Source organism: Clostridium saudiense (assembly GCF_000577815.1).
Lineage (GTDB): Bacteria > Bacillota > Clostridia > Clostridiales > Clostridiaceae > Clostridium > Clostridium saudiense.
The window spans coordinates 43,760-68,492 of the sequence record NZ_CBYM010000006.1 but is presented as its reverse complement, the minus strand read 5'-3'; the positions used below and the strand labels follow the sequence as shown (position 1 = coordinate 68,492).

Here is a 24,733-nt window from a genome sequence, read left to right as displayed (position 1 = left end):
ATTTACAAAATGAAAAAAATTTTGTATAATTTAATCAAACTTATCAAGAGTGGTGGAGGGACTGGCCCGTTGAAACCCAGCAACCTATTAACAGTTACTAGTTAAAAGTTAGTAGTTAATAGTTTATTAAAGAAATTCTTTAGAATTTCTTTAATAAACTATTAACTAAAAACTATTAATTATTAACTATATTAATGTGGTGCTAAATCCAACAGCAATGGCTGAGAGATAAGGATATTTTATTGGGAAACGTGTTTATAATACCTAAAGGAAATATCCTTTAGGTTTTTTTATTTTATAAAAAATAATAATAAAGAAGTTTTTTATGTGTATATTAATTATGACAAAGGCTTTTTATAAATTTTAAGGGGGCTATTTAAATGAAAATTGATGAAATATTTGCAAAAAAGGATTTGGTGTTTTCTTTTGAAATTTTTCCACCAAAAACGATATCTTCAGTAGATACTATTTATAAAACTTTAGAAGAATTAAAGGATTTAAAGCCAGATTTTATTAGTGTAACTTATGGGGCAGGAGGAAGCTTAGTAAATAATAGAACAACTGAACTGTCCTCCTTAGTAAAAGAAAAATATGGAGTTGAAGCAGTAGCACATTTAACATGTATAAATTCTACTAAGGAGGAAATAGACTATATATTAAATGATTTAAAGGCACATGGAATAGAAAATATTTTAGCTTTAAGGGGAGATATACCAGAAGGTGGAGTCTTAAAAGGAGATTTTAAATATGCATATGAACTTATTTCTCATATAAAAAAAAGAGGAGATTTTAACATAGCAGCAGCATGTTATCCTGAAGGTCATGTTAAGGGGAAAAATTTAAAGGAAGATTTAATACATTTAAAGTTAAAGGAGGAAAGTGGAGCGACTCATTTTATATCTCAGTTATTTTTTGATAATAATTATTTTTATAATTTTCTAGAAGAAAAGGATAAATTAAATATAAAATCGTCTATTGAGGCAGGGATTATGCCTGTAACTAACAAAGCTCAAATAGAAAGATTAACTTCGTTATGTGGTGTTAATTTACCAGAAAAATTTATAAAGATAGTTAATAAATATGAATATGATAGAGTGGCATTAAGAGATGCTGGAATTGCATATGCTGTTGAGCAAATAGTTGATTTAGTTTCAAGTGGTGTAGATGGAATTCATTTATATACAATGAATAATCCATATGTTGCTAGGAAAATAACAGAAAGTATAAGTTCGATAATTAATTCTATTAATAAACAAAAAGCAATTTAGGAGGTATTAGAATGAATAAAGTAGAAAGTTTTGAATTAGATCATAGAAAGGTAAAGGCACCTTATATTAGAAAGTGTTGTACATTAAATGGACCACAAGGAGATTTTGTAACAAAATTTGATATTAGATTTTTACAACCTAATAAAGAAGCATTTGGTACTGCTGCTATGCATGGATTAGAGCATTTATTAGCACATGAGTTAAGAAGTAATTTAGATGGAATAATAGACTTATCTCCAATGGGATGTAGAACTGGATTTTATCTAAGTATATTTGGTGATAGAGAAGCTAGTGAAATTAAAGTTGCAGTTGAAAAATCACTAAAAGATATTTTAAATGCAAATGAAATACCAGCAGCAAATGAAGTCCAATGTGGAAACTATAGAGATTTATCACTATTTGGAGCAAAAGAGTATGCCAAAGAAGTATTAAATAAAGGATTTTCTTTAAATATATATGGAGAGTAGAAGATAATACACTAATTAGTGCAAGTTTGAGGGTAGATTTGTTTGTTTTGCATAAATATTAAGTATAGTAACTCACTTTATAATATTTAATTTATTAATAAATAAAAAGCCAGTTTTTACTGGCTTTTTTAATTTTCATTTTTAGCATAATTATAAATAAAGAGTATTTTTCTAATGGCTAAATATACGTATTCTTTAATAGTTATATTATTAATTTTTGTATAGTACTATAACTTGGATAAAGTAATAATTTATAGATGGTGTGGAAAAATGTCCAATATTGTATTATAATAAGCTTATATGCATATTTTGGAGGGGCGAACATGAACATATTATTAGTTGAAGATGAAAGAATTCAGCGTGTGGCACTGGCATCTATTATTAAGTCAAATTTCATCGATGTTCGAATATATGAAGCTGCATCACAAGCTGAAGCAATAAAGATAATTAATGAAAAAGATATACATCTATTTTTTATTGATATTCAATTAAAAGATTCTTCAGGATTAGAATTAGCAAAAAAAATAAGGCAATACAAGCAACATGCTTTAACTGGAATCGTATTTGTAACAGGAGAGCTTATACACATTATAGAAGCATTTAAGAGTATTCATTGTTATGATTTTATTGTAAAGCCTTATAAGGAAAAGGATATCATCAAGATTATTGATGTATTTTTAAACTCATCACCTTTAAAGAGTATTAAGGAAGGAAATTATACATTTATTGATATAGATTCAAATATATCAGTTAAATTATATCATAATGATATTATTTATATTGAGTATAGTGATAAGACATGTGATATACATACTATTTCAGGAATATATAGCGTGAAAAGAACCTCTTTAGCTAAGGTGTTAAAAAGTATAAATGATGAGAATATTATTCAAACTCATAGATCTTTTGCAGTTAATCTTAAGTATGTAAAGGAAATAGAGAAGACTTATGAAAAGGTGTGGAACATTAAGCTAAGATCATGTGACGATATTGCTTTATTAAGTTACACATATAGACAAGCATTCTTAAGGGGGATTGAATAATGGAAATGATGAGTTTAGTAATTTCATTTATTGAAATGACGTCTATATTTTTAATATATAATGTTTTAATAAATGGAGATATTAAAAAAAATATATGTAAAAAAATATTACTTTCTGTAGTGATTTCATTGATATATTTTATATTTACTAACATATATTATGCAGATCCCTTAATAATTCTTATAGGAATATTATTTTTAAATTCTATGATAATAAGCAAACAGGAAAATAAGGATACAATAGTAACTTATATTGAATTTATTGTCAGCTCAATAATTTTACTTGGAGTCGAATTAATAGTTAGCCTAATTGTATATGTAAGTATGGGAAGTGATGATTTAAGTCCTTTTATGTATTTAATAATATTAGTGTTTACAATGTCTATAGTAATATACCTTCTTAGCACTAGCAAAGCTATTAAGCAAATAGAATTTTCTAAACTCTTTTCAAAATATAAAAGTATAAATATTATTATTTTAAATTTATTTGTATTTTTCTTATTTATAAAAGTATTAATGAGTAATAAAATAATGAATACAAAGATTATGATTCCGATTACAATTTTAGGGTTAATACTTATAGGAGTAAATTGTTATTTTTATGTATTTTTATATAAAATTTTAAGTGAAAAGAAGAAAAAAGAAATTAAAAAGTCATTTAACCCTCTTATTAATGATTTAATAAGTAAATTAAAAGCAAATGAACATGAATATAAAAATCATCTAAATACTATTTGGAGTATAGCTCAGGTCACTCCTGCTGAGGAAATCAGAGATAAGTTAAAAGAATATATAGGGAATATTGTTGATGATACAGAAGAATTTTCTATGTTATTAAATATTGAAAATACAATAATTAAAGCTGTATTGTACAATAAGGCTCAAAGAGCTGAGAAATTAGGTGTAAAATATACTTATAATGTTTTAAGTGATTTTAAGGATATAAAATTAGATAATTCAGAATTAACAGTGATATTAAGCAATTTATTAAATAATGCGATTGAGGCAACTTCATCAATTGATAAAAAGGAAGTTGAAATAAATATATCTGAAGATGAAAAATATTATAAGATAGAAGTTAAAAATTATACTGAAAATTTAAAATCAGAAAATTTAACTCAAATTTTTAAAGTGGGGTATACGACAAAAGGTGAAGGTAGAGGATATGGATTAGCTAATGTTAAAGCTATTGTAGATAAGTATAAAGGGAAAATACAAATGAGCTTAGAAGAAAATATTGTTAACATTAGTATTATATTTCTAAGATAGTGAACAAACTTTATAAAAAAATCTTATATGATAATAAAAATGTATATAAAAAATAAGACAAAGTCAATTGACTTTGTCTTATTTTTATTGGTAACTTAATTATTTTTTTTTCTTTGGTGGAGTTGGTTCTCCCCATAAGAAAAGACTATTTGGAGCTGCTAATGTCATAATATCTGAAGTTGTTGCAGTAATTAAACACATTAAGGCAGCTAATTTAACCATAAGCTTTTTTTTCATTTTTACAAACCTCCCATAAAAAATCTATTATTATATAAAAAATTATTAGTAAACCACAATTGATATAATACTTTGGTAAAAATACATTAGAAATAATAAACCATATTAATAATATAACTGTTACAAAGTTTTTAAATTTTAAATTCTTGAATTGTGTATTAACGGTTTTTCTTAGTGGATTAATAGGTTTAAATTTCCTTATGACCATAATACATAATAATATAAATATAAATTGTAAAATTATATGTAGTGAAGGTATTAAATAGGCTAAGTAATATATTAAGATAAAAGATAAATTACTTTGAATCATACAACTTATATAGCTTTTAGCATGACTTCCGCCAATATAAGGCCTTATTAGCATTAATAAAGTAATCATTAACACAAAAGCTAAGAATTTGTCCAAAATAAATGAAATTAAAATCATAATAATTAGTTTAGAAAATTCACCATAAAATACTTCTAAACCATATCTAATTTTATCAATTTCATAAATATCAGTTATTTCAATATTAGTAACAATAAAATCTAATTGCTTTTTTATAAACTTATTACTCAAAAGTATACCTCCTTAAGTACTACGTTAATAATTATAATATAAATAAAAATTAAATACCATTAAAAACATAATTTTCATTAAATTTAGTATAAAATGAAAGAAAAAAAGAAAAAAAGAAAAAATATATTAGAAACTTTCTAAAAATGAACATAATAATACATTATAAAGTATAATAGTAAAAAAATGTCTTTTAATAAAAATGGAAATATGGTAAAATTTTAACGGAAAAGGAGGGCTGCAATGGGTACGATATTTACTTTTATTGAAACAATAAGTATGATAATGATTTATTGCATAGCTTTTTTAGGAGCAAAAGATAAAATAATTAAATATTTATTAAATGGGTTAGTCATTTCAATTATGTCTACAGGTCTATTCTTTATAATTAATAAAATTGAAACATGGAATATTGTAAGCCTGCTAATAACACTTATAAGTATTTCTTTAATAATTAGTAAAATTTATGATGAAAATATTATTATATGTATTATACAATTAGTTTTTACATATTTTTTTGTAGCAATTTTAGAATCTATATACATGATATTAAGTATTAGTTTCTTGGGGGATTTATATATCACGGGACCGTATTTATTTGTTGTAATTATTTATTTTATTTGTGTGATTTATTTAATTTTTAAATTACTGAAGAATAAAAAATATAATATTGAGAAGTTTAGTAAGTTTATTAGTACATATAATAACTTTATTTTAGCTATTATTAATATAGCGATGTTTTTATTTGTTTATAGAATATTACTTAGGGATAGTAGCATTGAACAAGGTGTTATTGCAGAAATTGCAGTGCTTTTTTTGGCTATAATTTCAATAAACGTATTTTATTTTTATGATGTTTATAAAAAAGATAAAAAGAAAAAAAGTTCAGAAATAAAAGAAAGTATGAATCCACTTATACAAGAGCTAATAGATGAAATGAAGGCTAATGAACATGAATATAAGAATCATTTAAATATATTATATTGTATGATACAGGTATGCAAAGAAGATGAATTAAAGGATAAAGCTAAAAAGTACATAGGTAATGTTTTTGAAAATAAAAACTTATTAAATAATTTATCTAAAGTAGAAAATACAATTTTAAAAGCAGTTTTATTAAGCAAAATAAATCAAGCTGAAAAAAATGAAATAGATTGCTATTATTTTATTGATAGCCAGCTTGAAGGAGTGCCTTTAGATGATAGCGAACTTACAGTAGTTTTAAGCAACTTATTAAATAATGCAATTGAAGCTGCAAGTAAGAGTGAGAAAAAAGTAATTGAAATTTCAACTGAGTATTATGAAGGAAAATATATAATTGAAGTATCTAACAGTGTAGATAATCTTACAAAAAGTATGGTAGCTGATATTTCAAAAATAAGATTTTCTACTAAAGGGACAGGCCGAGGATATGGTTTATATAATGTCAAAAATATAGTTGAAAAATATAAGGGTAAAGTTAATATGTCATTAGAAGAAGACATATTTAATGTTTTAATTGAAATATAAAGCAAAATGATATGAAAAATACTAGGTATTTTTCATATCATTTTTTTATTTAGTTTTACTTTTAAGATTTTTATCAACTTTTTCTAAATAATTATGTTCATTTACAATGCCTTCTTCAAAAGATTCTACAGCATGTTTTGTAAAATTTCCGATAGATGCTAGATGCGATGAATTAATAGAATTAACATTTTTACTCATAAAAAACACTCTCATTTAATAATAGTATTCCAAATGATAAAAAATCTATTATTTAACTATATGGATTAAATTGACAATAATTCTATATAAGTGTAGAATTAATATAATTTATGGGGCAAAATTCCTTAAATTATAAATATATGAGGGAGAGAGTAAAATGAAAGCGATATTAACAGTAATAGGCAAGGATAAAGTAGGGATTATAGCTGGGGTTAGCACAGAATTACAAAAGCTAAATATAAATATTTTAGATGTTAATCAAACAATCATGGGTGAGTTTTTTACTATGATAATGATGTTGGATTTAAAATTAAGCAGTAATAATTTTGAAGAAATTAAGAAGGCTTTAGAGTTAAAAGGAAAAGAACTTGGTGTTGAAGTAAAAATACAAAGAGAAGAAATATTTAACTCAATGTATACAGTATAAAATTATAAGCTTTAATGGAGGAAAATTATGAATGCAAATAATATTTTAGAGACGATTAAAATGATTGAGGAAGAGAAATTAGATATAAGAACAATAACAATGGGAATTTCTCTTTTAGATTGTATAGATAGTGATGGAGATAAAGCTAGGGAAAAAATATATAATAAAATTACTACATGTGCTAAAGATTTGGTAAAGGTAGGAAACGAAATAGCAAATGAATTTGGAGTACCAATAGTTAATAAAAGAGTTTCTGTTACACCAATTTCTATAATAGCAGGTGCAACTGATGAAACAGATTATGTAAAATTTGCAGAAACATTAGATAAGGCAGCTCATGAATTAGGAATTGATTTTATAGGAGGATTTTCAGCACTAGTACATAAAGGATATACTAAAGGTGATAGAATTTTAATTAATTCAATTCCAGAAGCCTTAGCAAAAACAAGCAAAGTATGTGCATCTGTAAATGTGGGTTCAACTAGATGTGGTATTAATATGGATGCAGTAAAAGAAATGGGACAAGTTATTAAGAGAACTGCTGATTTAACTGCAGATAAAAAGGGGTTTGGATGTGCAAAGCTTGTAGTATTTGCAAATGCAGTAGAAGATAATCCTTTTATGGCAGGAGCTTTTCATGGGGTAGGAGAAGCTGACAGGGTTATTAATGTAGGAGTAAGTGGACCTGGAGTAGTTCAAAGAGCTATTGAAAAGGTAAAAGGAGAGAGCTTTGATGTAGTTGCTGAAACTATTAAAAAGACAGCATTTAAAATAACAAGAATTGGACAATTAGTTGCACATGAAGCTTCAAAAAGATTAGACACACCATTTGGGATAGTAGATTTATCATTAGCACCAACACCTGCAATTGGAGATTCTGTTGCACATATATTAGAAGCAATGGGGTTAGAAGTAGTAGGAACACATGGAACCACAGCTGCGCTTGCATTATTAAATGACCAAGTTAAAAAAGGTGGAGTAATGGCATGTAGTCATGTTGGCGGGTTAAGTGGAGCATTTATTCCAGTATCTGAAGATGCCGGCATGATAGATGCTGTTTTAAATGGATCATTAAATTTAGAAAAACTTGAGGCAATGACAGCAATATGTTCAGTTGGATTAGATATGATTGCAGTTCCAGGAGATACATCTGCAGAGACATTATCGGCTATGATTGCAGATGAAAGTGCAATAGGAGTTATAAATAACAAAACTACGGCTGTTAGAATAATTCCAGCTCCAGGATGCAAAGTTGGTGATATGGTTGAGTTTGGGGGATTATTAGGTAGAGCGCCTGTAATGCAAGTAAATAAATATTCTTCATTCGATTTTATTCAAAGAGGTGGTAGAATACCAGCACCGATACATTCATTTAAGAATTAAATCATTTTATTATTTAGAGATATCACATGAATTTATTAGTTATAAATTAATATATTTCATTATATATCTCTATTTTTTATGTTATAATAAGGGATTTGGACAGTAATTAATATTTTTAATATAATAAAATTTGGAAAAGACAAAATAAAAGTGTTTAAAATAGGCAATACTATAAATAATTATCACTATACAAATTAAAGATAGTGGATTATTATTAAATGTTGCATAAAATATTAGAAAAAAATAGATTGGTCGTGATGAGAACAAATGAATGAAAATTTAGCTTTAGAGAAAGAAATTCTTGAACAAAAGCGTAAAGATATATTAAAAGAAGTAGAACAAAAGAAAAAGTATCAAGAAGAAATAGAACAAAAATTAAGAGTAGTAACAAAAGAGGCTAAAGGAAGTTATAGTCAAGAAAAAGAAAATACAGAAAAGATATATAATCTTTTAAAGAAGGAAATAGAAAATTATGAAGAGGCAATAAAAAATCCTTACTTTGGTAGAGTTGATTTTGATGAAAAGTTTGGAAACCAAGAAAAGATATATATAGGTAAAAAGGGAATAACATCAACTTATGATGGTGAAGAAATAGTTGTAGATTGGCGAGCGCCTATAGCAGATCTTTATTATAGTGGTACAGGTGGAGAAGCATATTATAGGGCTCCAATGGGAGTTATTGAAGGCGATTTGAATTTAAAAAGAAAATTTTTATATAAATATGAAAATATAGATAGAATTTTTGATGAGGCTACAAACGAGATTATTATAAATAGTGAAGAAGGTTCTGGACTTGTTGATGAATTCTTAAAGATTAATTTAGAAGAAAGTCGTGGTAAGAAGCTAAAAGAAGTAGTTGCAACAATTCAAAAAGAGCAAAATGATATAATCAGATGGCCTAAAAATTTACCTATAATAGTTCAGGGGTCAGCGGGATCGGGTAAAACCACAGTTGCATTACATAGATTGGCGTATTTACTATATAGATATAGAGAGTCTATGGATGGTAAAGATATTTTAGTTTTAGCACCAAATAAATTATTTTTAGATTATATTTCAGATATTCTTCCTACATTGGGAACGAGTGATGTGAAGCAAACAACATTTCAAGAGCTAGTTATGAAACAGTTAAAGTTAAGAGGAAAGATTAAAACTAAGGATGATAAATTAAAAGAACTTATTGAAATTGAAGATAATGTAGAAAAGCAATTTATAATTGATTCCTCTAGAGTAAAGGGGAATTTAACTTTTAAAACAATAATAGATAGATACATAGCACTATTAGAAGGAAGTTCACTAGAAATAGATGATATATTAATTTCAGGTTATGTCTTATTTTCAAAGAGAGAAATAATGAGACTTTATTTAAAGGACCTTTCAAATTATCCTATAAACAAAAGAAAAGATGAAATAAAAAGATATCTAAGTTTAAAATTGAAAGAAAGGATATCGAGTCTTCTTATTCAAATTGATAGAGAATGGGATTTGAAAATTAGAGAAATAAAAAAGAGAATGAATGATGGTGAAGAAAGAAGACATAGATTAATAGAAATATATAACGAAAGAGATAGCTTAAAAGAACATGTTAACCATGATTCTAAAAAAGTAATGAATGATTATTTTAAGCATTGGAGAGGTATAACTTGTAGTGATATTTATTATAAGTTATTTGAAGATGACCAAGTGTTTGAAATAGCCACTGCTAATAGAATTCCTGCAGAATTAGCAGAATATATTAAAAATGATGTTATTAGAAATCATGAAAATGGAATAATAGATGAAGATGACTTACCAGCATTATTTTATATTCATATGATGCTAGAAGGTATAGATGAGAAAAATAAGTTTAAGCATATTGTTGTGGATGAAGCACAAGATTATAGTCCTCTTCAAATATATTTAATCAATAATATGACTAAAGGAAACTCATTAACTTTAGTAGGAGATTTAGCTCAAGGAATATATCATTATAAAGGAATTAGACGATGGGAAGATATAATTGAAGGAGTATTTGATGGTAAAGCAACCTTTATTTCTTTAAGTCAAAGTTATCGTTCAACTGTCGAAATAATAGAATTTGCTAATTCAGCTTTAAAAGCACAAGAATTAAATATAAAGAGTGCAAAACCAGTATTAAGACATGGGGATAAGCCTCAAATTATAAAATCAGTATCAAGAAGAGAATCTGTAAAGTTAATTGATGAAATAGTAAAGAGATTAAATTCTCAAGGGAAACATAGCATTGCAATTATAACTAAAACTTATAGTGAAGCTAAGCTTTTAGATAAGGAATTGAAGAAGTATACTGACTTAGAATATACTTTGATAAAAGGAAATGAGAAAGAAGCAGCACATACAGATATAGTAATTATTCCGACTTATTTAACAAAGGGATTAGAATTTGATGGTACTATTATCTATAATCCAACAGAAAAGAATTATCCAAATAATACATTGAATCAAAGATTATTATATGTAGCTTTGACTAGAGCTCTTCATAATGAGTATATAATTGCGGAAGATGAGTTATCAAAGAATATATTTATGAATTAATTTAAATAATAAGAACGATAAGATATATGGTAAAAGTAATTATCTTATTGTTCTTTTTGTATATAGTATACATTGTATGTAAATGTTAACAAAAATAAAAATCTCTACATGAAAGAAATTAATTCCTTCATGTAGAGATTTTTTTTATCCTGCCTTATAGATACCTTAAGTTTGCTAAGAAAATTAGCAATTACTATATGGTGGATTAAAATCATCATATGGGAATGAAAGTTGATTAAATGTTGCACAAGGATCATTAACAATTGATGGTTGACATTGAGGTATTTCACCAATGTCACTTGTGACAACAGTCATATTTGTAATCCTATATAATTCAATGATTGTAAATAAACCTATTATGATATCAGCACGGCCGTATACAGTAGGTGCTGTACCAGGAGTAGTTGAAACAGGATATTTACAAATAGTATTTGCTAATGAGTTTGCAATTGCTTGTACATAAACTTCAGGTAAATTATTAGTATTTGATTGTGAAGCTTCACCAGTTATAGAATCGAAGGTTACAACTGTAGTATTATCATCTACACAACCACCTTCTAATGAAATCTTCTTAGTATAAACTGTATAAGCTGGAATAGTATTATCAGGTAGATCAGAAGGTCCACCAGTTACTGTTACTGCTAAAACATTACCAGAACTATCTAATAATTGTAAATAGTAAGTGAAAGTATAAGTTACTACAACATCATAAAATCCAGGAATATTAAATTGACCTTGAGGATTTACTTTGGCAGCAATACTAGTTGCAAAATTAGTTAAAGAAAGACTTTTTACTGTACTATCAAAAATAATAGTATTTCCTTGAGTAATTGTACCAATAATTGGACTTCCGCTAGCACTTGATAAACTTTCTGCATTTAACATACTAGAAGGTATAGGAATGATTTGACAAGGATCCGGCATTACTGGTCCTGGATCATCTGATGAATCAGAGCAATCCATACTGCATGGCATTGGAGGTGGCATCATTGGACCACATATTGGTTTTAAGCAGTCTTGTTGTTTACATCTTCCATATATTTTTTTAGCTATTAAACACTCATCATAGAGTGTATCAGATTGAACAACATTAAAATTGTCTTGTGACATATATATATCCTCCTTAAATTCTAGATTAAGATTAATCTAATACTATAATATGAGGGGGATAATAAATTGTGAAAAATACTTTTATACTCTCATTATCAATAAATTTAATACATATTCATAAAAATAAATACATATTTTTACTATAGAATAATTTAAGGTGATATTATGATTAAAAAAGTAAAATTCATTAATTATGAAGAAGAGATTTATAAAATTTTTATGGATCAAAACAATTTATATTGTTCAGTATCAAATAAAGTACTAGAGTTGAGTAGTGGGATAGAAGATTATTGTTTAGAATATTTTAATAACTCTATATGGATAGCATTTTATGATAAAACATATAGAATTTCACTAATAGAAATATGTTTAAAATATAATGAAGAAATAAAGTTAAAAAAACATTTTTCTATGGAGACAAGTAAGTATTGTAATAGTATTGATTTATTAGAAATGAACATCAAAAATAAAGAGCAAATTAATCTAATTTTTAGAGGATGGAATAAAACTAAAACTAAGGCATTAATTTATAATAATAAAATAGCAGCATCAAATAACTTAAGAATAATATCAGATGGAACTTCTAGCGGCAGCAGCAAACCATATATGGTTTATTCCTATGAGGATATGGCATATATATTACTTTGTGAAGAAAATCCAAATCATGAATATGTTATTTATGATTTATTAAATGAAAATATTACGACAAGTTTTAACTTGGCAAATGCTAAAAATATTTCATTAATAACATATGAACAACAACCAATATTGTTCTATAGTAAAAAAGTAAGCAATAATTTAGAATTAAAATTTAGGAATATAAATTTAGATAAAGTTGATGAAGTATTAAAAGGTGAAATAAGCTTAGATTTACCTAAAAATATAAAGGATCCAATAATATCAACATTTATGAATAAAGTATATGTTGTTTGGAAAGATGAAAAAGGAATTAATACAGCAAAATCAGAAAACTTAAAAGAGTGGAATTTTAATTTATATAAAAATAAACCAATAAGTGCTTCAATTATTAAGGTAATAAATAATAAGGCAGAAAAAATCAATACTTATTTTAATGCTAATATTATTACAAATTATATTTATAGTGAAAATAATAATAATATTCAAAGTGAAAATAACCTAATAAATATAAGTGGTGAAAATACTATTGAAAATAAAATTAAGTATATAAATAAAATTAGTGAACTAACTAGAAAATATAATAAGAGATATAATGAATATTTAAGAAGAATTAATGAATTAAATAAAATAATTGATGAAAAAGATAGATTAATAGGTGAATTGTTAAATAAAAGATAACAAGTATCAAATATTTTTAATTAAGCATAGCTTATAATAGGAATATTGTGGGGGAATAAAATGAAAGTATATGATTTGGAAAGGTTTTGTATTGAACAAGAAGATAAAATAAATTGTTTTTATAGAAATGATAAAGAGATATTTATATCACAATATAAAGAACATCAATTAATTTATGAAAAATCTTTAATAAATGACTGCAAAATTTTAAATAATGTAATTTTAAATTTAGATAATAGTATAGCAATCATTTATATTAATTTAAATGGAGATTTAATCTTATGCAAATTAATTGATGATGAGCTTCAAAGTCCAATTTTATTAACTAAGTTAGTATCAAAATATAAATCAATTCAAATAGCATCCTTAAATAATATGTTAAATATTTTTTATATTAAAGAAGTAAATAATGTAAATGTATTATGTTTTAGAAGGCTAAATAATAAATTATTACTATCAGCTGATATCAGTATGGATACTTTAGATGTTAATCCAGAAATACCATATATTTTAAATGTTAAAGATAATAAGTTATTGGTAGCGTATGTAAAATTAGGAACACCTAATTATATTGGGTATAGATTATTTGATGAAAAAAAGAATAATTGGTCTGATTTTATAGTATTAGATGCATATCCGAAATTAATAGAAGATATTAATTTTATAAAAAATAATAAACATATAGCATATACTTATACTTTTAGAAAAAGTAATAATATAAACTTAGTATTTGGTGTTGGGGAGAATGATATAAGAAAAAGAATTATAGATGAGATGACAGAAAATGCAAAGTATACTGACATATCTATAATTGGTGATGATAGGCTTAATATAATAACTATAGATGAAAAAAATGCTAAGATAAGAGAAGTTAATAGTAAGGGCGAGGCTAAATTAAGTTTAGAAGTAAATTTACAGAATGTAGATAGTATAGAAAAATATTATTTTGAAACAGATAGAAAAATTTTAAAGAATACAATAATTATTATTAAAACAATTGAAGGTGAATTATATACTGATATAGATTTAATTGAAAATAATGCAGAAAAAATTAAGGTAGAAAAGGTAATTGAATTACCTCAAGAGCAGAGTGATTCTGTAGAAAGTGAATCTATAGAAAGTGATGTAATAATGACAGAAGAAGAGTTGAAAAATGAAATGAAAGAAAAGACAATAGATAAGGAATATGTGGATAAGCTTATAGACAAAATAACAGGTTATGAGGAAATTATTAATAAATTTATGAGTAAATTTACACAATTTGATGATGATAGAGAAGAACTATTAAATAATATAGATGATTTAAATGATCAATTAGAAGAGAAGAATATAAAAATAAGTGAATTTGAATCATTATTGATTGAAAGACAAGACATGTTATATACATATGAAAATGAAATTAGAGAACTAGAAAGAGAAAAAGAAGAGGTTAATATAGAAATTGAAAGTAAAGTAAATGAAATAGAAAGCTTGAAACAAAGTATAAGTAAGTATAAGCATGAAAATGAATATTGTAATAATATAATACAAACATTAGAAAATAATAAGGAAATTGATAAAAAGATAATAGAAGAAAATTTAGAAAAGATTAAGTTTTTAAGTGCATCTATAAGTAAATATGAAAATGATCAAAAGTATTACAATAATAGAATACAGGAGTTAGAAAGTAATAAGGAAATTGATAAAGAAACTATAGATATCAATTTAGAAGAAATAGGAAAATTAAATAAAGCTATAAATAAATATGAAAATGATATTAAAGATTACAATAATAAAATAGAAGAGCTTAATAATATATTAACTGAAAATAAAGAAGAAATAAATAGAGTAAATGAAATGAATGATCAATTAAAGGAAAAAAACAGTGAAGAAGTTAGTAGATTAAATAAGCTTCTTAATAAAATAAAGATAGAAAATAAAGAATATGTGGATGAGATTGATGAATTAAAGCTCCAATTAAGCAAGTTAAATGATATTATTGAAAATGCAAAAGAAGAAAAAGCTATATATGTAAATGAAATAAAAGTGTTAAATAATAAAGTAAGAGAATTAAATAGAATTCTTAGAAATGGATTTATGTAGTTAGTAATTTAATATATAAAAATAAAGGGGGAATATATCTCCCTTTATTTTATAGTATGCCAAAATATAAAATTAGTATTTAGAGATAATAAAAAATATTACTGGGAATCAAAATTTCCAGTAATATTTGATTTATAAGAGGTTATATTACACAAAATTATCTACATTCTCAATTATCTATAGTATTACTAGATAGAATAAGATTATAATTATTTATTACTTATTATATAAATTTCTAATTGCAACTATAAAACTTTCTATATCATTAAAATTATTAAAATATCCAGGACTAACCCTAACAGTGCCTATGCCTTCTGTGCCAATTATTTTATGAATAAGAGGAGCACAATGATAGCTAGTGCGTACGTAAATGTTTAATGAGTTTAAATATTGCCCAACTTCAGAACTATCGCGGTTATCAATATTAAATGATAATACTGGAGTTTTTAGTAAAGGGTTTGTTTCTCCATAGAGCTTTACGAAGGATAAGCTTTGTAATTCATTGGTTAAATACACCATAAGTTCAGTTTCGTGATGCCTAATATTACTAAGTCCTTTAGATAAAATAAATTTTACACCTTCATTTAATCCTATTATTCCAGGGGTGTTTAAAGTACCACTTTCAAACTTATCTGGCAAAAAGTTAGGTTGAATAAATGAGTCAGAATTACTTCCGGTACCACCTTCCTTTAATGAAGGAATATCTATATTATCGGAAATGTATAAACCACCTGTTCCTTGTAATCCAAATAAAGATTTATGACCAGGAAAAGCTAATAAATCTATGTTCATTTTCTTTACATCTATATCGATATAACCAATTGTTTGAGCAGCATCGACTATTAAGAAAATTCCTAATGATTTAGCTAAATTTCCAATGGCCTCAATATTTTGAACTGTACCCAAAACATTAGAACCATGATTTATTATTATGGCTTTAGTATTTTTTTTTACAGATTTTTTTATATCGTTTATATCTAAATATCCTAGTGAATTAACAGGAATTATTGTTGTTTCAACATTATTTTTTCTTAATGTATATAATGGACGTAATACTGAATTATGCTCAATCATTGTTGTTATAGCATGATCTCCAGGTTTTAATATACCTTTAATAGCTAAATTTAAAGCCTCAGTAGTATTTGAGGTAAACACTATGTTTAGAGGATTTTCTATATTTAATAACTTAGAAAGCCTTTCTCTACAATCAAATATTTTGACCTCGCATTGAATTGATAAATTATGAGATCCTCTGCCAGGGTTAGCACAATAATTTCGCAAGCAGTCATCTACAGAATTATATACTTCTGCTGGTTTTGGAAAGGTTGTTGCAGCATTATCTAAATATATCATAAATCCTCCTAATTTATATTATTGATAATTAAATGTCAATTTTTTCATAAACATATCGTTTTGTTTTTGTATTGACATATTTTTTATGAATTGCACGAATAGGTGCATTTTTATCTTTTATAATTTCTATAACATTATCTATTTTATCTTCAGATACTTCAATAGAACGTGCACAGCCTGCTGAAAGGCAACAAGGGGTTTGAATCATATAAATTTTTATTGATTGTTCTTTTAGTAATTTATATAAATACATGCTATAGTTTGCGGAATCAAAGGTTATTATATATACCGGTTTCTCAATCATTTTATCTCCCCCTAGTGTGATTTCTTATAATAGTATATTCATAGTATATAAATTCAGTGTAAGAAATGATAAGAAAAGTTCAATGGCTAGATAATAAAACCTATATAAATAAGCGAATTATATTTCTATTAAGTCAATAATATATATATGAATTTTTTATAGAGGAAAAGATTATATAATCTGGTATGAAAAATTTAAACTGAATACAAAGGTTAATAAATACCTTTTTAAAGTATAGAAATAAACTTTTTAAAAAGTATTGCATTCGATTAAATAAGATAATATAATATTCATATGGAGGGATAAAAATGAAAGTACAAGGAAGTTTAAAACAATATCTAAAATGGCTAATAGGGAGTTATATAGTAATTGGAATACTATTATTATTTAATAGTAAACTAATTTTTGATTTTTCATTAAGTTGTGCAGTCTTAATAATACCGTTTGTATTATGTACAATTGGATATGGTGTAATTACATTAAATAAAAAATACATAACTAGCGGTATTATAGTAGGGATTCTATATGTTGTAGCAATGGTAGGGTTTAGTCCAATTATAATGCCAAGTGCTCATAGAAATTTAATTGGAGATGTTGAAGAAATCGAGTTTACAAGCAAGATAGAGCATATGGATTTAAATCAATTACCAATTATAGATAAGGAGTTAGCTTATAAGCTTGCTGATAAAAAGTTAGGGGAGATACCTAGCTTAGGAAGTCAAGTTACAATAGGGGATTTATCATTGCAAAGTGTGAATGGTGAGCTTTATTATGTTGGACCATTAGAGCATTCTTCATTTTTCAAATGGTTAACTAATCATGAGGGAACTAAAGGATATATAAAAGTTAGTGCTACAAATCAAAATGATGTACAATTGGTAACTGAATTAAATGGGGAAGAAATACATTTAAAATATATTCCATCAGCATATTTATTTAGTGATTTAGATAGACATGCTTATTTAAAAGATATGACAGCAGGTCATACTGATTATACTTTTGAACTAGATGATGATGGAAGACCTTACTGGGTAATAACAAGATATGATAATGCAGTAGGATTAACAGAACAAAAAGCTATAGGAACAGAAATAATAGATGCTCAAACAGGTGAAACTAATATTTATGATATTGAAAATACACCAAGCTGGGTAGATAGAATACAGCCTACAAGTTATATAAATAATTATTTAAATAAGTGGGGAGAATTAGTTCATGGTATATTTAACTTTAGTGATAAAGATAAATTAAAAACTACTCCAGGTATGAATATTATATTTAACGATGATATTTGTTACTATTATACAGGAATTACTTCTGTAGGTAATGATGAGGGGTTAGTTGGATTTATGTTAACTAATACTAGAACTGGTGAAACTACAATGTATAAGACTGCTGGTGCCACAGAAAGTGCAAGTATGAAGTCGGCAGAAGGAAAAGTACAACAATATGGTTATACAGCAACGTTCCCATATTTAATTAATATACAATCTGAACCAACTTATTTCATGACTTTAAAGGATTCAAATGGACTTGTTAAACAATATGCTATGGTAAATGTAAAGAATTATAATACAGTGGCAGTTGGAGATACATTGCAATCAACTCTAAACAGATATTTAGAAGCGTTAACTAATACAAATATTTCTTTAGAAGGAAGTAATAGTGAAGAAGCTTTATCAGGTGAAGTTGAAAGGATTGGTTTAGTAGTTAAAGAAGGAACAAGTATTTATGATATTAAATTAAAAGGACAAGATAATTTCTTTACTGTATCAACTGAAACATCAAGAGAAGTTGCTTTAACACAAGTTGGAGACACTGTAGCTATTAAATTTATACAAGTTGGTGATGGACAGTATATTATTACTAATTCTTTCGAGAATTTATCTTTAAGAGGTAATATAGATAATAATAGTGAATCCTCTTTAGAAGAAGCAGGTAAAGCAAATGATAATAATGATTTAAATGTACAAGAGGATAATACTGAAGCAGCAACTGATATACAATAAATAAAATATAAATTTTAAGTAACTATCAAGGTTATACTTGATAGTTACTTTGTTTTAAAATTGATAAAAAGTTAAATAAAATTTTTGCAGTAAGTCCCCAAATAACATACTCATTATAAGTATAAAACAAAATTTCATAGGAACCTGTTTTAAATTTATAATCTTGCTTGCTTGGAATTAAATCATAAGGAAAATTATCATGAGGTGTTATATTAACTTTATTAATATATTTAGTAGGCTTATGATTTAATAAGTATTGTAAAGGAACTAAAAAAACCTTTTCAACTTCAGTAGAGTTAATGGATAAATTGTTTAAATTATTTATTGTTATTAAATAAGGATGAATTAGTATATCAAATGGAGAAATAAATAAATCTAAAGGAGATATAATATTTATATCATTTTCACAAAGCCCAATTTCTTCGCATGTTTCTCTTATTGCAGTATCTAATGGATGTTCATCTTTTTCTATTTTACCCCCAGGAAAGCAAATTTCACTTGGTTGGCTTCGAAGTGTTTTAGCCCTAATTTCAAATAAAATGTGGGGTTCATCATTGTAATTAACAATTGGAATTGTAACTGAGGCACGTTTGAAGTTTTCCCAACCATTAATATAAGGCTTGTAATTTGAAAAAATGTTGTTTATAGTATTACTCATAAAAATCACCTAATTATTTTTATTAAAAAAATATATATTATATTCAAATAAAATTATAAATTCATTACTAAAATAAAAGTATACTAAAAAATAGTATGCTATGTCTAGGAGTAATAAATGCACAAGATATGGACAGTAGATGATATAAAATTAGTTATTGATGAAATAGCTAGTAGATGGAATTATCCATGTAATATAAAAATTGAAATATCAAAAAGAGCTACAAAAAGAATGGGAGCATTTTTTTATAAACGTAATGGGAATAATATTATACCAATTAAGTTTGTTTTTGCTTATACATTAATAAATGGTAGTTACTCAAAAGAAGTGGTTAGAGAAGTAATAATTCATGAATATTTACATTATTATTGCGATTTGAGCACAAATAAAAGCAATGGTCATAATAAATTTTTTAAGAAATGTTGCTTAGCTAGTGGTATCTCAGATAACACTACTTTTAAATATTTTAATGAAGAAAATAATAATAAAAAATATAAATATAAGATATATTGTAGTAAATGTAGAAAATTAGTTTGTGTACATGTAAGAAAAGATGCTACTATAAGGAAGGTTAGCTCTTATATATCCAAGTGTTGTAATGCTAGGCTTTACTGTGATAATCTTATGTAGTATATTAAAAGAGTTATAAAATAGAATAGTGTATAAATAAAGGAGAATCAATAAATGAGTGAAAATATAAAAATGAGTGAAAATATAAAAAAGAGCGAAAATGAAGAAGTTAAAATCATGACTTTTTTAGATGAAAACGGAAATAAAGTTGAATTTGAAGCAGTTGCAAGAATTTTTTTAGGTGAACAGGAGTACTTACTGTTAGCACCAGTAGAAGAAAAAGATAGTGAAGATATTTACGTATTTAGAATTGACGAAGTAGATGGTAAGCAAGAATTGAATTTAGTTGAAGATGATAAAGAGTTCATAGCTGTTAAAAAAGAATATAATAAACTATTATACTAATAGTATGAGGAGAAAGAACTGTGCAAGAATTAGAAATTGTTAAGATTTTAAAAGAAAATGATTTATCAGATGTAGAAGTTTTAAAAAATACAGAAGAATATATTTTAGTGAATTTCTACTTTGATTTTGATAAAGATTTACAAGATGCCGCAAAAGCTTATGCAAATGAAGAAAGTAAAGAAGAGGAATTTAGTGCTAAATGGTATAGTGAATACTATTTCCCATATCTTTATGATTTTGCAAATGATGAAGTTTTAGAAGTAATTGAGGAAATAATCGAATCTCTTGATCTTGAAGGAGAAATGATGGCATTCCAAATGACTGAGAAAACAAGTGATTATGTTCAATTTATGGCATTATTTACAGAAGAAGAAAGTAATGTTGCTATTGAAGAAGTTGTAAGAGAATATTTGTCTAAATAAAAGAAAAAATAGGTTAATATTTACATTGCATTTTGATTAAAATTTGATATAATTAAATCATGAAATCCTGAGATGTGCGTTTAGCTTATGATGTTCAACCTACATTATATTTACGGGATTTGCAACACATTTGTGGATGTCGGGCTTCCGATTTAGTAGAAGATGGCTGAAGCAAGTTGAGCAGAACCCACCTGCGAGCTGCAGGTGTGAATATTTAAGCGACCGGCATGTTGGGAGATAGTTTTAAAATAAACACCTCATTTATATGAGGTGTTTTTTTTATTCTAAGCAGCTTTTGACTTTTTGATAGCATATTTTCTTGAATGTTTCTTTTTATAATTTTTATATATGAGATGTTGATATCTCCATACGTGCTTGTCTAATATTTGAGATATGTATACAATAAGAGAATTTGTTGGGGATAAAAATTTTAAAAGAAAGTTTAAAGTTAATTTTTCTATAACAATTGTCCTTTTTAGTTGCTTTTTATTCATAAAAATACCTCCTTTGTAATTTTTTAACAGTATATGAATTATTATATCATATGAACAAAGGAAGTAAATTATTTAATATATACAAAAAAATACAAAAAGTGATTACATATACTTGTATGTATCTTAATTTTAAAATTGTAAAGACTAAAATATGTAATTATAAATGATATATGTAATTAATTTGGCGAAAAAAAGTTAAAAATTAAATATTAAATCTTTGAGTTGATATTAAAAAGAAATAAATGTAAAATAAGTATTAGTAAGATTTTAAATTGTTTATAAGGAGAAAGGAAGTAAAAAATGGATTATACAAAAGCAAAAATGGATGATGTAGTAGTTAGAATTAATGAATTATATAAGAAGAGTAAGGAAGAAGGATTAACAGAATTAGAAAAGGAAGAACAACAAATTCTAAGAAGAAGATATATAGATAGTTATAAGGCAAATCTTAGAGCGCAATTAGAGGGTGTTGAACTTAAGAATAAGAAAAAATAGAGGGTGATTAATATTGTCAGTTACTGTAGAGAAATTAATATCAGATTTTGATTTAGAAGTTTTAGTTGAAGGCGAAAAGGATGTAAAAATACCTGTTAACGATATAAATAGACCTGGTTTACAGTTAGCTGGTTTTTATAATTACTTTGCACCAGAAAGAATACAGGTTATTGGTAAAGCTGAATGGAGCTTTTTAGATGATATGGGAATTGAACTAATGAGAAAAAGGGTTAATAAATATTTTAGTTTCAATTCAAAATGTGTCATTATGACTAGAGGCTTAGAACCGCATAGTGAATTCTTAAAGGTAGCTAAAAAAAGCAAAACATGGCTTTTAAGGACAAACGTTGTTACGACAAAGTTTATAAGTAAGCTAACTATGTATTTAGCAGGAAAGCTTGCACCAGAAACAAGATTGCATGGTGTGTTGGTTGACGTATATGGTATAGGTATTTTAATTACTGGCGAAAGTGGAATTGGCAAAAGCGAGACTGCACTTGAGTTAATTAAGAGAGGACATAGATTAGTATCAGATGATGCTGTTGATATAAAAGAAATAGATGGGAGCCTTATTGGTACATCACCAAGAATAACAATAGGTATGTTAGAGGTAAGAGGAATAGGTATAATTGATATTTCTTCATTATATGGATTAAGCTCTATTTTGCCTTCAAAGGATATAAATCTTTTAATGCATTTTGAGCATTGGAAAGATGATGGTGATTATGATAGGTTAGGAATCGATAAAGAAACACAAGAAATATTAGGAGTAAAGGTTAGAAGGTTAAGAGTACCTGTAAGGCCAGGAAGAAATATTGCTGTTATTATAGAAGCAGCAGCAGGTAATTACAGGCATTCATTAATGTCAGATGTTACTCCGGTAGATATTATAGAGCAAAGAATGTGTGAAATTAACGAGGAAGAATAAGGAGGGCTAGTTATATGAGTAATGAAATAAAAAATAATGCATGGTTAAAATATAGTGGTGCAGAAAGAGAGAAAATTTTTGATTTCTGTGAAGGGTACAAGAATTATTTATCAGTGGGAAAGACTGAAAGAGAATGTATACATGAAGCTATTAGGCTTGCAGAAGAAAAGGGATATAGAAATTTAGCTGATATAATCAAAAACAATGAAGAGATAAAGGCAGGGGATAAAGTTTATGCTAATAATAAGGATAAAACTTTAGCTTTATACTTAATTGGAAATGATAGTATAGAAAATGGAATGAGAATAATAGGTTCTCATGTAGATTCACCAAGAATAGATTTAAAACAAAACCCATTATATGAGGATGGAAATTTAGCATTAATGGATACTCATTATTATGGTGGAGTTAAAAAATATCAATGGGTTACATTACCACTTGCATTACATGGGGTTGTAGTAAAAAAAGATGGAACAAAAATAAATGTAGTTATTGGAGAAGATGACAATGATCCAGTACTAGGAATTTCAGATCTTTTAGTTCACTTATCAGGAGAGCAATTACAAAAGAAAGCAAATGAAGTAATTGCTGGAGAAGATTTAAATGTTTTAGTTGGGAATATTCCACTAGAAGGAAAAGAAAAAGATGCTGTGAAGGAAAATATTTTAGTTCTTTTAAAGGATAAATATGACTTTGAAGAAGAAGATTTTATTTCTGCTGAATTTGAAGTTGTACCTGCTGGAAAGGCTAGAGATTTAGGATTAGACAAGAGTATGGTAATGGGATATGGGCAAGATGATAGAATTTGTGCATATACATCTTTAATGGCATTACTAGAAGTTGATTCTGTAGAAAAAACATCTGTAATTTTATTAGTAGATAAAGAAGAAGTTGGAAGCATTGGTGCAACAGGAATGCAATCTAGATTCTTTGAAAATTCTGTAGCAGAAGTTATGGATAGAATGGGAGAATATAGTGAATTAAAGCTTAAGAGAGCTCTTCAAAATTCATTGATGTTATCAGCTGATGTTACAGCTGCATATGATCCAAATTATCCAGGAGCATGCGAAAAGAAGAATACTGCTTACTTTGCAAAGGGGTTAGTATTTAGTAAATATACTGGTGCAAGAGGTAAGAGTGGTTGTAATGATGCAAATCCTGAATTTATTGCATGGTTAAGAAAAATAATGGATAAAAACAATGTATCTTATCAAACAGCTGAACTTGGTAAAGTTGATCAAGGAGGCGGAGGTACAATTGCCTATATTTTAGCTCAATATAATATGGAAGTAATAGATTGTGGTGTAGCATTACAAAATATGCATGCACCATGGGAAGTTTCTAGTAAAGTAGATATTTTTGAAACTAAGAATGGATATAAAGCATTTTTAGTAGAGGAATAATTAAAAGGTGTCGATATAATCGGCACCTAAATTTATTTGAAATGAAATAAGGTAGGATATATATAATTACAAAGATAGTTACATTAGATTCAATTCCTACTTGGAATGAAGTGATATAATAAAAATTATTATATTAATATTTGAAAGTAATAGTATTAGAGAATATATATGTTGATGAGGTATGAAGGTTTTGTTTTAAACAGCTTCTTCATACCTCATTTAAGTTTAAGATTAAATGTTATTTGTTATATGACATTGTCAATTGATAAACGTA

Annotated in this window: 25 protein-coding genes, 1 other RNA gene and 1 riboswitch; of the genes, 18 read left to right on the top strand and 8 right to left on the bottom strand. The window is 26.2% G+C overall.

The genetic code is table 11. The annotated features are described in order from the left end of the window. Positions 1 to 37: 37 nt before the first annotated feature. Positions 38 to 235, top strand: a riboswitch (SAM riboswitch). 145 nt (positions 236 to 380) lie between these two features. From metF to TY07_RS04825, 4 genes are all read left to right on the top strand, one after another. Continuing rightward, the gene (metF, locus tag TY07_RS04840; RefSeq protein WP_042396172.1) at positions 381 to 1,268 is read left to right on the top strand and encodes a methylenetetrahydrofolate reductase [NAD(P)H]; all 888 of its coding nucleotides are present in this window, start codon (positions 381 to 383) and stop codon (positions 1,266 to 1,268) included. 11 nt (positions 1,269 to 1,279) lie between these two features. Beyond that, positions 1,280 to 1,735 (top strand): S-ribosylhomocysteine lyase, encoded by a 456-nt coding sequence (locus TY07_RS04835; RefSeq protein ID WP_042396168.1) that lies wholly within the window; start codon positions 1,280 to 1,282, stop codon positions 1,733 to 1,735. Positions 1,736 to 2,058: 323 nt separating this feature from the next. Further along, a complete protein-coding gene (locus tag TY07_RS04830) occupies positions 2,059 to 2,778 on the top strand; it encodes a LytR/AlgR family response regulator transcription factor (protein WP_042396165.1) in 720 nt (239 codons plus the stop codon). Continuing rightward, positions 2,778 to 4,046: a sensor histidine kinase gene (locus TY07_RS04825; RefSeq protein WP_042396163.1), complete on the top strand. Its 1,269-nt coding sequence runs from the start codon at positions 2,778 to 2,780 to the stop codon at positions 4,044 to 4,046. Before TY07_RS04830 ends, TY07_RS04825 begins: the two co-directional genes overlap by 1 nt. 99 nt (positions 4,047 to 4,145) lie before the next feature. On the opposite strand, the gene TY07_RS18010 is transcribed toward TY07_RS04825, so the two are convergent. Beyond that, positions 4,146 to 4,283, bottom strand: coding sequence for a hypothetical protein (locus TY07_RS18010; protein ID WP_156327507.1), 138 nt, complete (start codon positions 4,281 to 4,283; stop codon positions 4,146 to 4,148). Continuing rightward, positions 4,261 to 4,842 (bottom strand): accessory gene regulator B family protein, encoded by a 582-nt coding sequence (locus TY07_RS04820; RefSeq protein WP_042396161.1) that lies wholly within the window; start codon positions 4,840 to 4,842, stop codon positions 4,261 to 4,263. Before TY07_RS04820 ends, TY07_RS18010 begins: the two co-directional genes overlap by 23 nt. 240 nt (positions 4,843 to 5,082) lie before the next feature. On the opposite strand from TY07_RS04820, the gene TY07_RS04815 reads away from it, so the two are divergent. After that, entirely contained in the window at positions 5,083 to 6,348 is a 1,266-nt protein-coding gene (locus TY07_RS04815; RefSeq protein WP_042396159.1) for a sensor histidine kinase, read from the top strand. 45 nt (positions 6,349 to 6,393) lie between these two features. On the opposite strand, the gene TY07_RS18315 is transcribed toward TY07_RS04815, so the two are convergent. Next, on the bottom strand, positions 6,394 to 6,546 hold the full coding sequence (locus TY07_RS18315) for a hypothetical protein (protein ID WP_172676198.1): 153 nt from the start codon (positions 6,544 to 6,546) through the stop codon (positions 6,394 to 6,396). A 157-nt stretch (positions 6,547 to 6,703) separates the two neighbouring features. On the opposite strand from TY07_RS18315, the gene TY07_RS04810 reads away from it, so the two are divergent. The 3 genes from TY07_RS04810 (at position 6,704) to helD (ending at position 10,909) form a co-directional block, all read left to right on the top strand. Beyond that, complete coding sequence (locus tag TY07_RS04810; RefSeq protein WP_042396157.1) at positions 6,704 to 6,973, top strand: ACT domain-containing protein; 270 nt, start codon at positions 6,704 to 6,706, stop codon at positions 6,971 to 6,973. A gap of 27 nt (positions 6,974 to 7,000) precedes the next feature. After that, the gene (locus TY07_RS04805) at positions 7,001 to 8,356 is read left to right on the top strand and encodes a PFL family protein (RefSeq protein WP_042396154.1); all 1,356 of its coding nucleotides are present in this window, start codon (positions 7,001 to 7,003) and stop codon (positions 8,354 to 8,356) included. Between the two features lie 267 nt (positions 8,357 to 8,623). Then, a complete protein-coding gene (gene helD, locus TY07_RS04800) occupies positions 8,624 to 10,909 on the top strand; it encodes an RNA polymerase recycling motor HelD (RefSeq protein WP_042396150.1) in 2,286 nt (761 codons plus the stop codon). Between the two features lie 183 nt (positions 10,910 to 11,092). On the opposite strand, the gene TY07_RS04795 is transcribed toward helD, so the two are convergent. Further along, entirely contained in the window at positions 11,093 to 12,019 is a 927-nt protein-coding gene (locus TY07_RS04795; protein ID WP_042396148.1) for a hypothetical protein, read from the bottom strand. A gap of 165 nt (positions 12,020 to 12,184) precedes the next feature. Here TY07_RS04795 and TY07_RS04790 point away from each other — a divergent pair, with 165 nt between their 5' ends. Both TY07_RS04790 and TY07_RS04785 read left to right on the top strand, forming a co-directional pair. Then, positions 12,185 to 13,336, top strand: a complete 1,152-nt coding sequence (locus TY07_RS04790) for a hypothetical protein (protein WP_042396146.1) — start codon at positions 12,185 to 12,187, stop codon at positions 13,334 to 13,336. A gap of 60 nt (positions 13,337 to 13,396) precedes the next feature. Then, positions 13,397 to 15,418: a coiled-coil domain-containing protein gene (locus TY07_RS04785; RefSeq protein WP_042396142.1), complete on the top strand. Its 2,022-nt coding sequence runs from the start codon at positions 13,397 to 13,399 to the stop codon at positions 15,416 to 15,418. A gap of 216 nt (positions 15,419 to 15,634) precedes the next feature. Here the strand turns inward: TY07_RS04785 and TY07_RS04780 are convergent, their stop codons facing one another. Both TY07_RS04780 and TY07_RS04775 read right to left on the bottom strand, forming a co-directional pair. Beyond that, entirely contained in the window at positions 15,635 to 16,771 is a 1,137-nt protein-coding gene (locus TY07_RS04780; protein WP_042396139.1) for an aminotransferase class V-fold PLP-dependent enzyme, read from the bottom strand. 28 nt (positions 16,772 to 16,799) lie between these two features. Beyond that, a complete protein-coding gene (locus tag TY07_RS04775) occupies positions 16,800 to 17,075 on the bottom strand; it encodes a putative Se/S carrier protein (protein ID WP_042396137.1) in 276 nt (91 codons plus the stop codon). A gap of 308 nt (positions 17,076 to 17,383) precedes the next feature. Here TY07_RS04775 and TY07_RS04770 point away from each other — a divergent pair, with 308 nt between their 5' ends. Beyond that, positions 17,384 to 19,084, top strand: coding sequence for a YrzE family protein (locus TY07_RS04770; RefSeq protein WP_042396134.1), 1,701 nt, complete (start codon positions 17,384 to 17,386; stop codon positions 19,082 to 19,084). A 31-nt stretch (positions 19,085 to 19,115) separates the two neighbouring features. Here the strand turns inward: TY07_RS04770 and TY07_RS04765 are convergent, their stop codons facing one another. After that, positions 19,116 to 19,742: an NUDIX hydrolase gene (locus TY07_RS04765; protein ID WP_042396131.1), complete on the bottom strand. Its 627-nt coding sequence runs from the start codon at positions 19,740 to 19,742 to the stop codon at positions 19,116 to 19,118. Between the two features lie 117 nt (positions 19,743 to 19,859). Here TY07_RS04765 and TY07_RS04760 point away from each other — a divergent pair, with 117 nt between their 5' ends. The 4 genes from TY07_RS04760 to ssrS all read left to right on the top strand — a co-directional run bounded on the left by TY07_RS04760 (position 19,860) and on the right by ssrS (position 21,380). Beyond that, positions 19,860 to 20,372 carry a SprT-like domain-containing protein gene (locus tag TY07_RS04760; protein ID WP_042396126.1) on the top strand — a complete coding sequence of 171 codons (513 nt, stop codon included), beginning with the start codon at positions 19,860 to 19,862 and terminating at the stop codon, positions 20,370 to 20,372. Between the two features lie 54 nt (positions 20,373 to 20,426). Next, the gene (locus TY07_RS04755) at positions 20,427 to 20,717 is read left to right on the top strand and encodes a DUF1292 domain-containing protein (protein ID WP_242833232.1); all 291 of its coding nucleotides are present in this window, start codon (positions 20,427 to 20,429) and stop codon (positions 20,715 to 20,717) included. 20 nt (positions 20,718 to 20,737) lie between these two features. Further along, a complete protein-coding gene (locus tag TY07_RS04750; RefSeq protein ID WP_042396122.1) occupies positions 20,738 to 21,139 on the top strand; it encodes a hypothetical protein in 402 nt (133 codons plus the stop codon). Between the two features lie 61 nt (positions 21,140 to 21,200). Further along, a non-coding RNA gene (ssrS, locus tag TY07_RS17570) (6S RNA) lies at positions 21,201 to 21,380 on the top strand. Between the two features lie 43 nt (positions 21,381 to 21,423). Here the strand turns inward: ssrS and TY07_RS04745 are convergent. After that, positions 21,424 to 21,633, bottom strand: coding sequence for a hypothetical protein (locus TY07_RS04745; protein ID WP_042396119.1), 210 nt, complete (start codon positions 21,631 to 21,633; stop codon positions 21,424 to 21,426). A gap of 300 nt (positions 21,634 to 21,933) precedes the next feature. Here TY07_RS04745 and TY07_RS04740 point away from each other — a divergent pair, with 300 nt between their 5' ends. Genes TY07_RS04740 through TY07_RS04730 form a run of 3 tightly spaced genes read left to right on the top strand, consistent with a single transcriptional unit; the run spans position 21,934 to position 24,459 of the window. Continuing rightward, on the top strand, positions 21,934 to 22,128 hold the full coding sequence (locus TY07_RS04740) for a DUF896 domain-containing protein (protein WP_042396116.1): 195 nt from the start codon (positions 21,934 to 21,936) through the stop codon (positions 22,126 to 22,128). A 13-nt stretch (positions 22,129 to 22,141) separates the two neighbouring features. After that, entirely contained in the window at positions 22,142 to 23,056 is a 915-nt protein-coding gene (gene hprK / locus TY07_RS04735; RefSeq protein ID WP_042396113.1) for an HPr(Ser) kinase/phosphatase, read from the top strand. Positions 23,057 to 23,070: 14 nt separating this feature from the next. Beyond that, entirely contained in the window at positions 23,071 to 24,459 is a 1,389-nt protein-coding gene (locus TY07_RS04730; RefSeq protein ID WP_042396110.1) for an aminopeptidase, read from the top strand. Positions 24,460 to 24,733 lie beyond the last annotated feature (274 nt).

What these genes read in the sequence shown, in the direction of transcription:
- TY07_RS04825 (WP_042396163.1), top strand. Translation starts at nt 2,778, where the DNA reads ATGGAAATGATGAGTTTAGTAATTTCATTTATTGAAATGACGTCTATA.
- TY07_RS04830 (WP_042396165.1), top strand. Translation starts at nt 2,059, where the DNA reads ATGAACATATTATTAGTTGAAGATGAAAGAATTCAGCGTGTGGCACTG.
- TY07_RS04810 (WP_042396157.1), top strand. Translation starts at nt 6,704, where the DNA reads ATGAAAGCGATATTAACAGTAATAGGCAAGGATAAAGTAGGGATTATA.
- metF (WP_042396172.1), top strand. Translation starts at nt 381, where the DNA reads ATGAAAATTGATGAAATATTTGCAAAAAAGGATTTGGTGTTTTCTTTT.
- TY07_RS04740 (WP_042396116.1), top strand. Translation starts at nt 21,934, where the DNA reads ATGGATTATACAAAAGCAAAAATGGATGATGTAGTAGTTAGAATTAAT.
- TY07_RS18010 (WP_156327507.1), bottom strand. Translation starts at nt 4,283, where the DNA reads ATGAAAAAAAAGCTTATGGTTAAATTAGCTGCCTTAATGTGTTTAATT.
- TY07_RS04770 (WP_042396134.1), top strand. Translation starts at nt 17,384, where the DNA reads ATGAAAGTACAAGGAAGTTTAAAACAATATCTAAAATGGCTAATAGGG.
- TY07_RS04835 (WP_042396168.1), top strand. Translation starts at nt 1,280, where the DNA reads ATGAATAAAGTAGAAAGTTTTGAATTAGATCATAGAAAGGTAAAGGCA.
- TY07_RS04780 (WP_042396139.1), bottom strand. Translation starts at nt 16,771, where the DNA reads ATGATATATTTAGATAATGCTGCAACAACCTTTCCAAAACCAGCAGAA.
- TY07_RS04745 (WP_042396119.1), bottom strand. Translation starts at nt 21,633, where the DNA reads ATGAATAAAAAGCAACTAAAAAGGACAATTGTTATAGAAAAATTAACT.
- helD (WP_042396150.1), top strand. Translation starts at nt 8,624, where the DNA reads ATGAATGAAAATTTAGCTTTAGAGAAAGAAATTCTTGAACAAAAGCGT.
- TY07_RS04775 (WP_042396137.1), bottom strand. Translation starts at nt 17,075, where the DNA reads ATGATTGAGAAACCGGTATATATAATAACCTTTGATTCCGCAAACTAT.
- TY07_RS04765 (WP_042396131.1), bottom strand. Translation starts at nt 19,742, where the DNA reads ATGAGTAATACTATAAACAACATTTTTTCAAATTACAAGCCTTATATT.
- TY07_RS04730 (WP_042396110.1), top strand. Translation starts at nt 23,071, where the DNA reads ATGAGTAATGAAATAAAAAATAATGCATGGTTAAAATATAGTGGTGCA.
- TY07_RS04785 (WP_042396142.1), top strand. Translation starts at nt 13,397, where the DNA reads ATGAAAGTATATGATTTGGAAAGGTTTTGTATTGAACAAGAAGATAAA.
- TY07_RS04755 (WP_242833232.1), top strand. Translation starts at nt 20,427, where the DNA reads ATGAGTGAAAATATAAAAATGAGTGAAAATATAAAAAAGAGCGAAAAT.
- TY07_RS18315 (WP_172676198.1), bottom strand. Translation starts at nt 6,546, where the DNA reads ATGAGTAAAAATGTTAATTCTATTAATTCATCGCATCTAGCATCTATC.
- TY07_RS04760 (WP_042396126.1), top strand. Translation starts at nt 19,860, where the DNA reads ATGCACAAGATATGGACAGTAGATGATATAAAATTAGTTATTGATGAA.
- TY07_RS04815 (WP_042396159.1), top strand. Translation starts at nt 5,083, where the DNA reads ATGGGTACGATATTTACTTTTATTGAAACAATAAGTATGATAATGATT.
- TY07_RS04790 (WP_042396146.1), top strand. Translation starts at nt 12,185, where the DNA reads ATGATTAAAAAAGTAAAATTCATTAATTATGAAGAAGAGATTTATAAA.
- TY07_RS04795 (WP_042396148.1), bottom strand. Translation starts at nt 12,019, where the DNA reads ATGTCACAAGACAATTTTAATGTTGTTCAATCTGATACACTCTATGAT.
- TY07_RS04805 (WP_042396154.1), top strand. Translation starts at nt 7,001, where the DNA reads ATGAATGCAAATAATATTTTAGAGACGATTAAAATGATTGAGGAAGAG.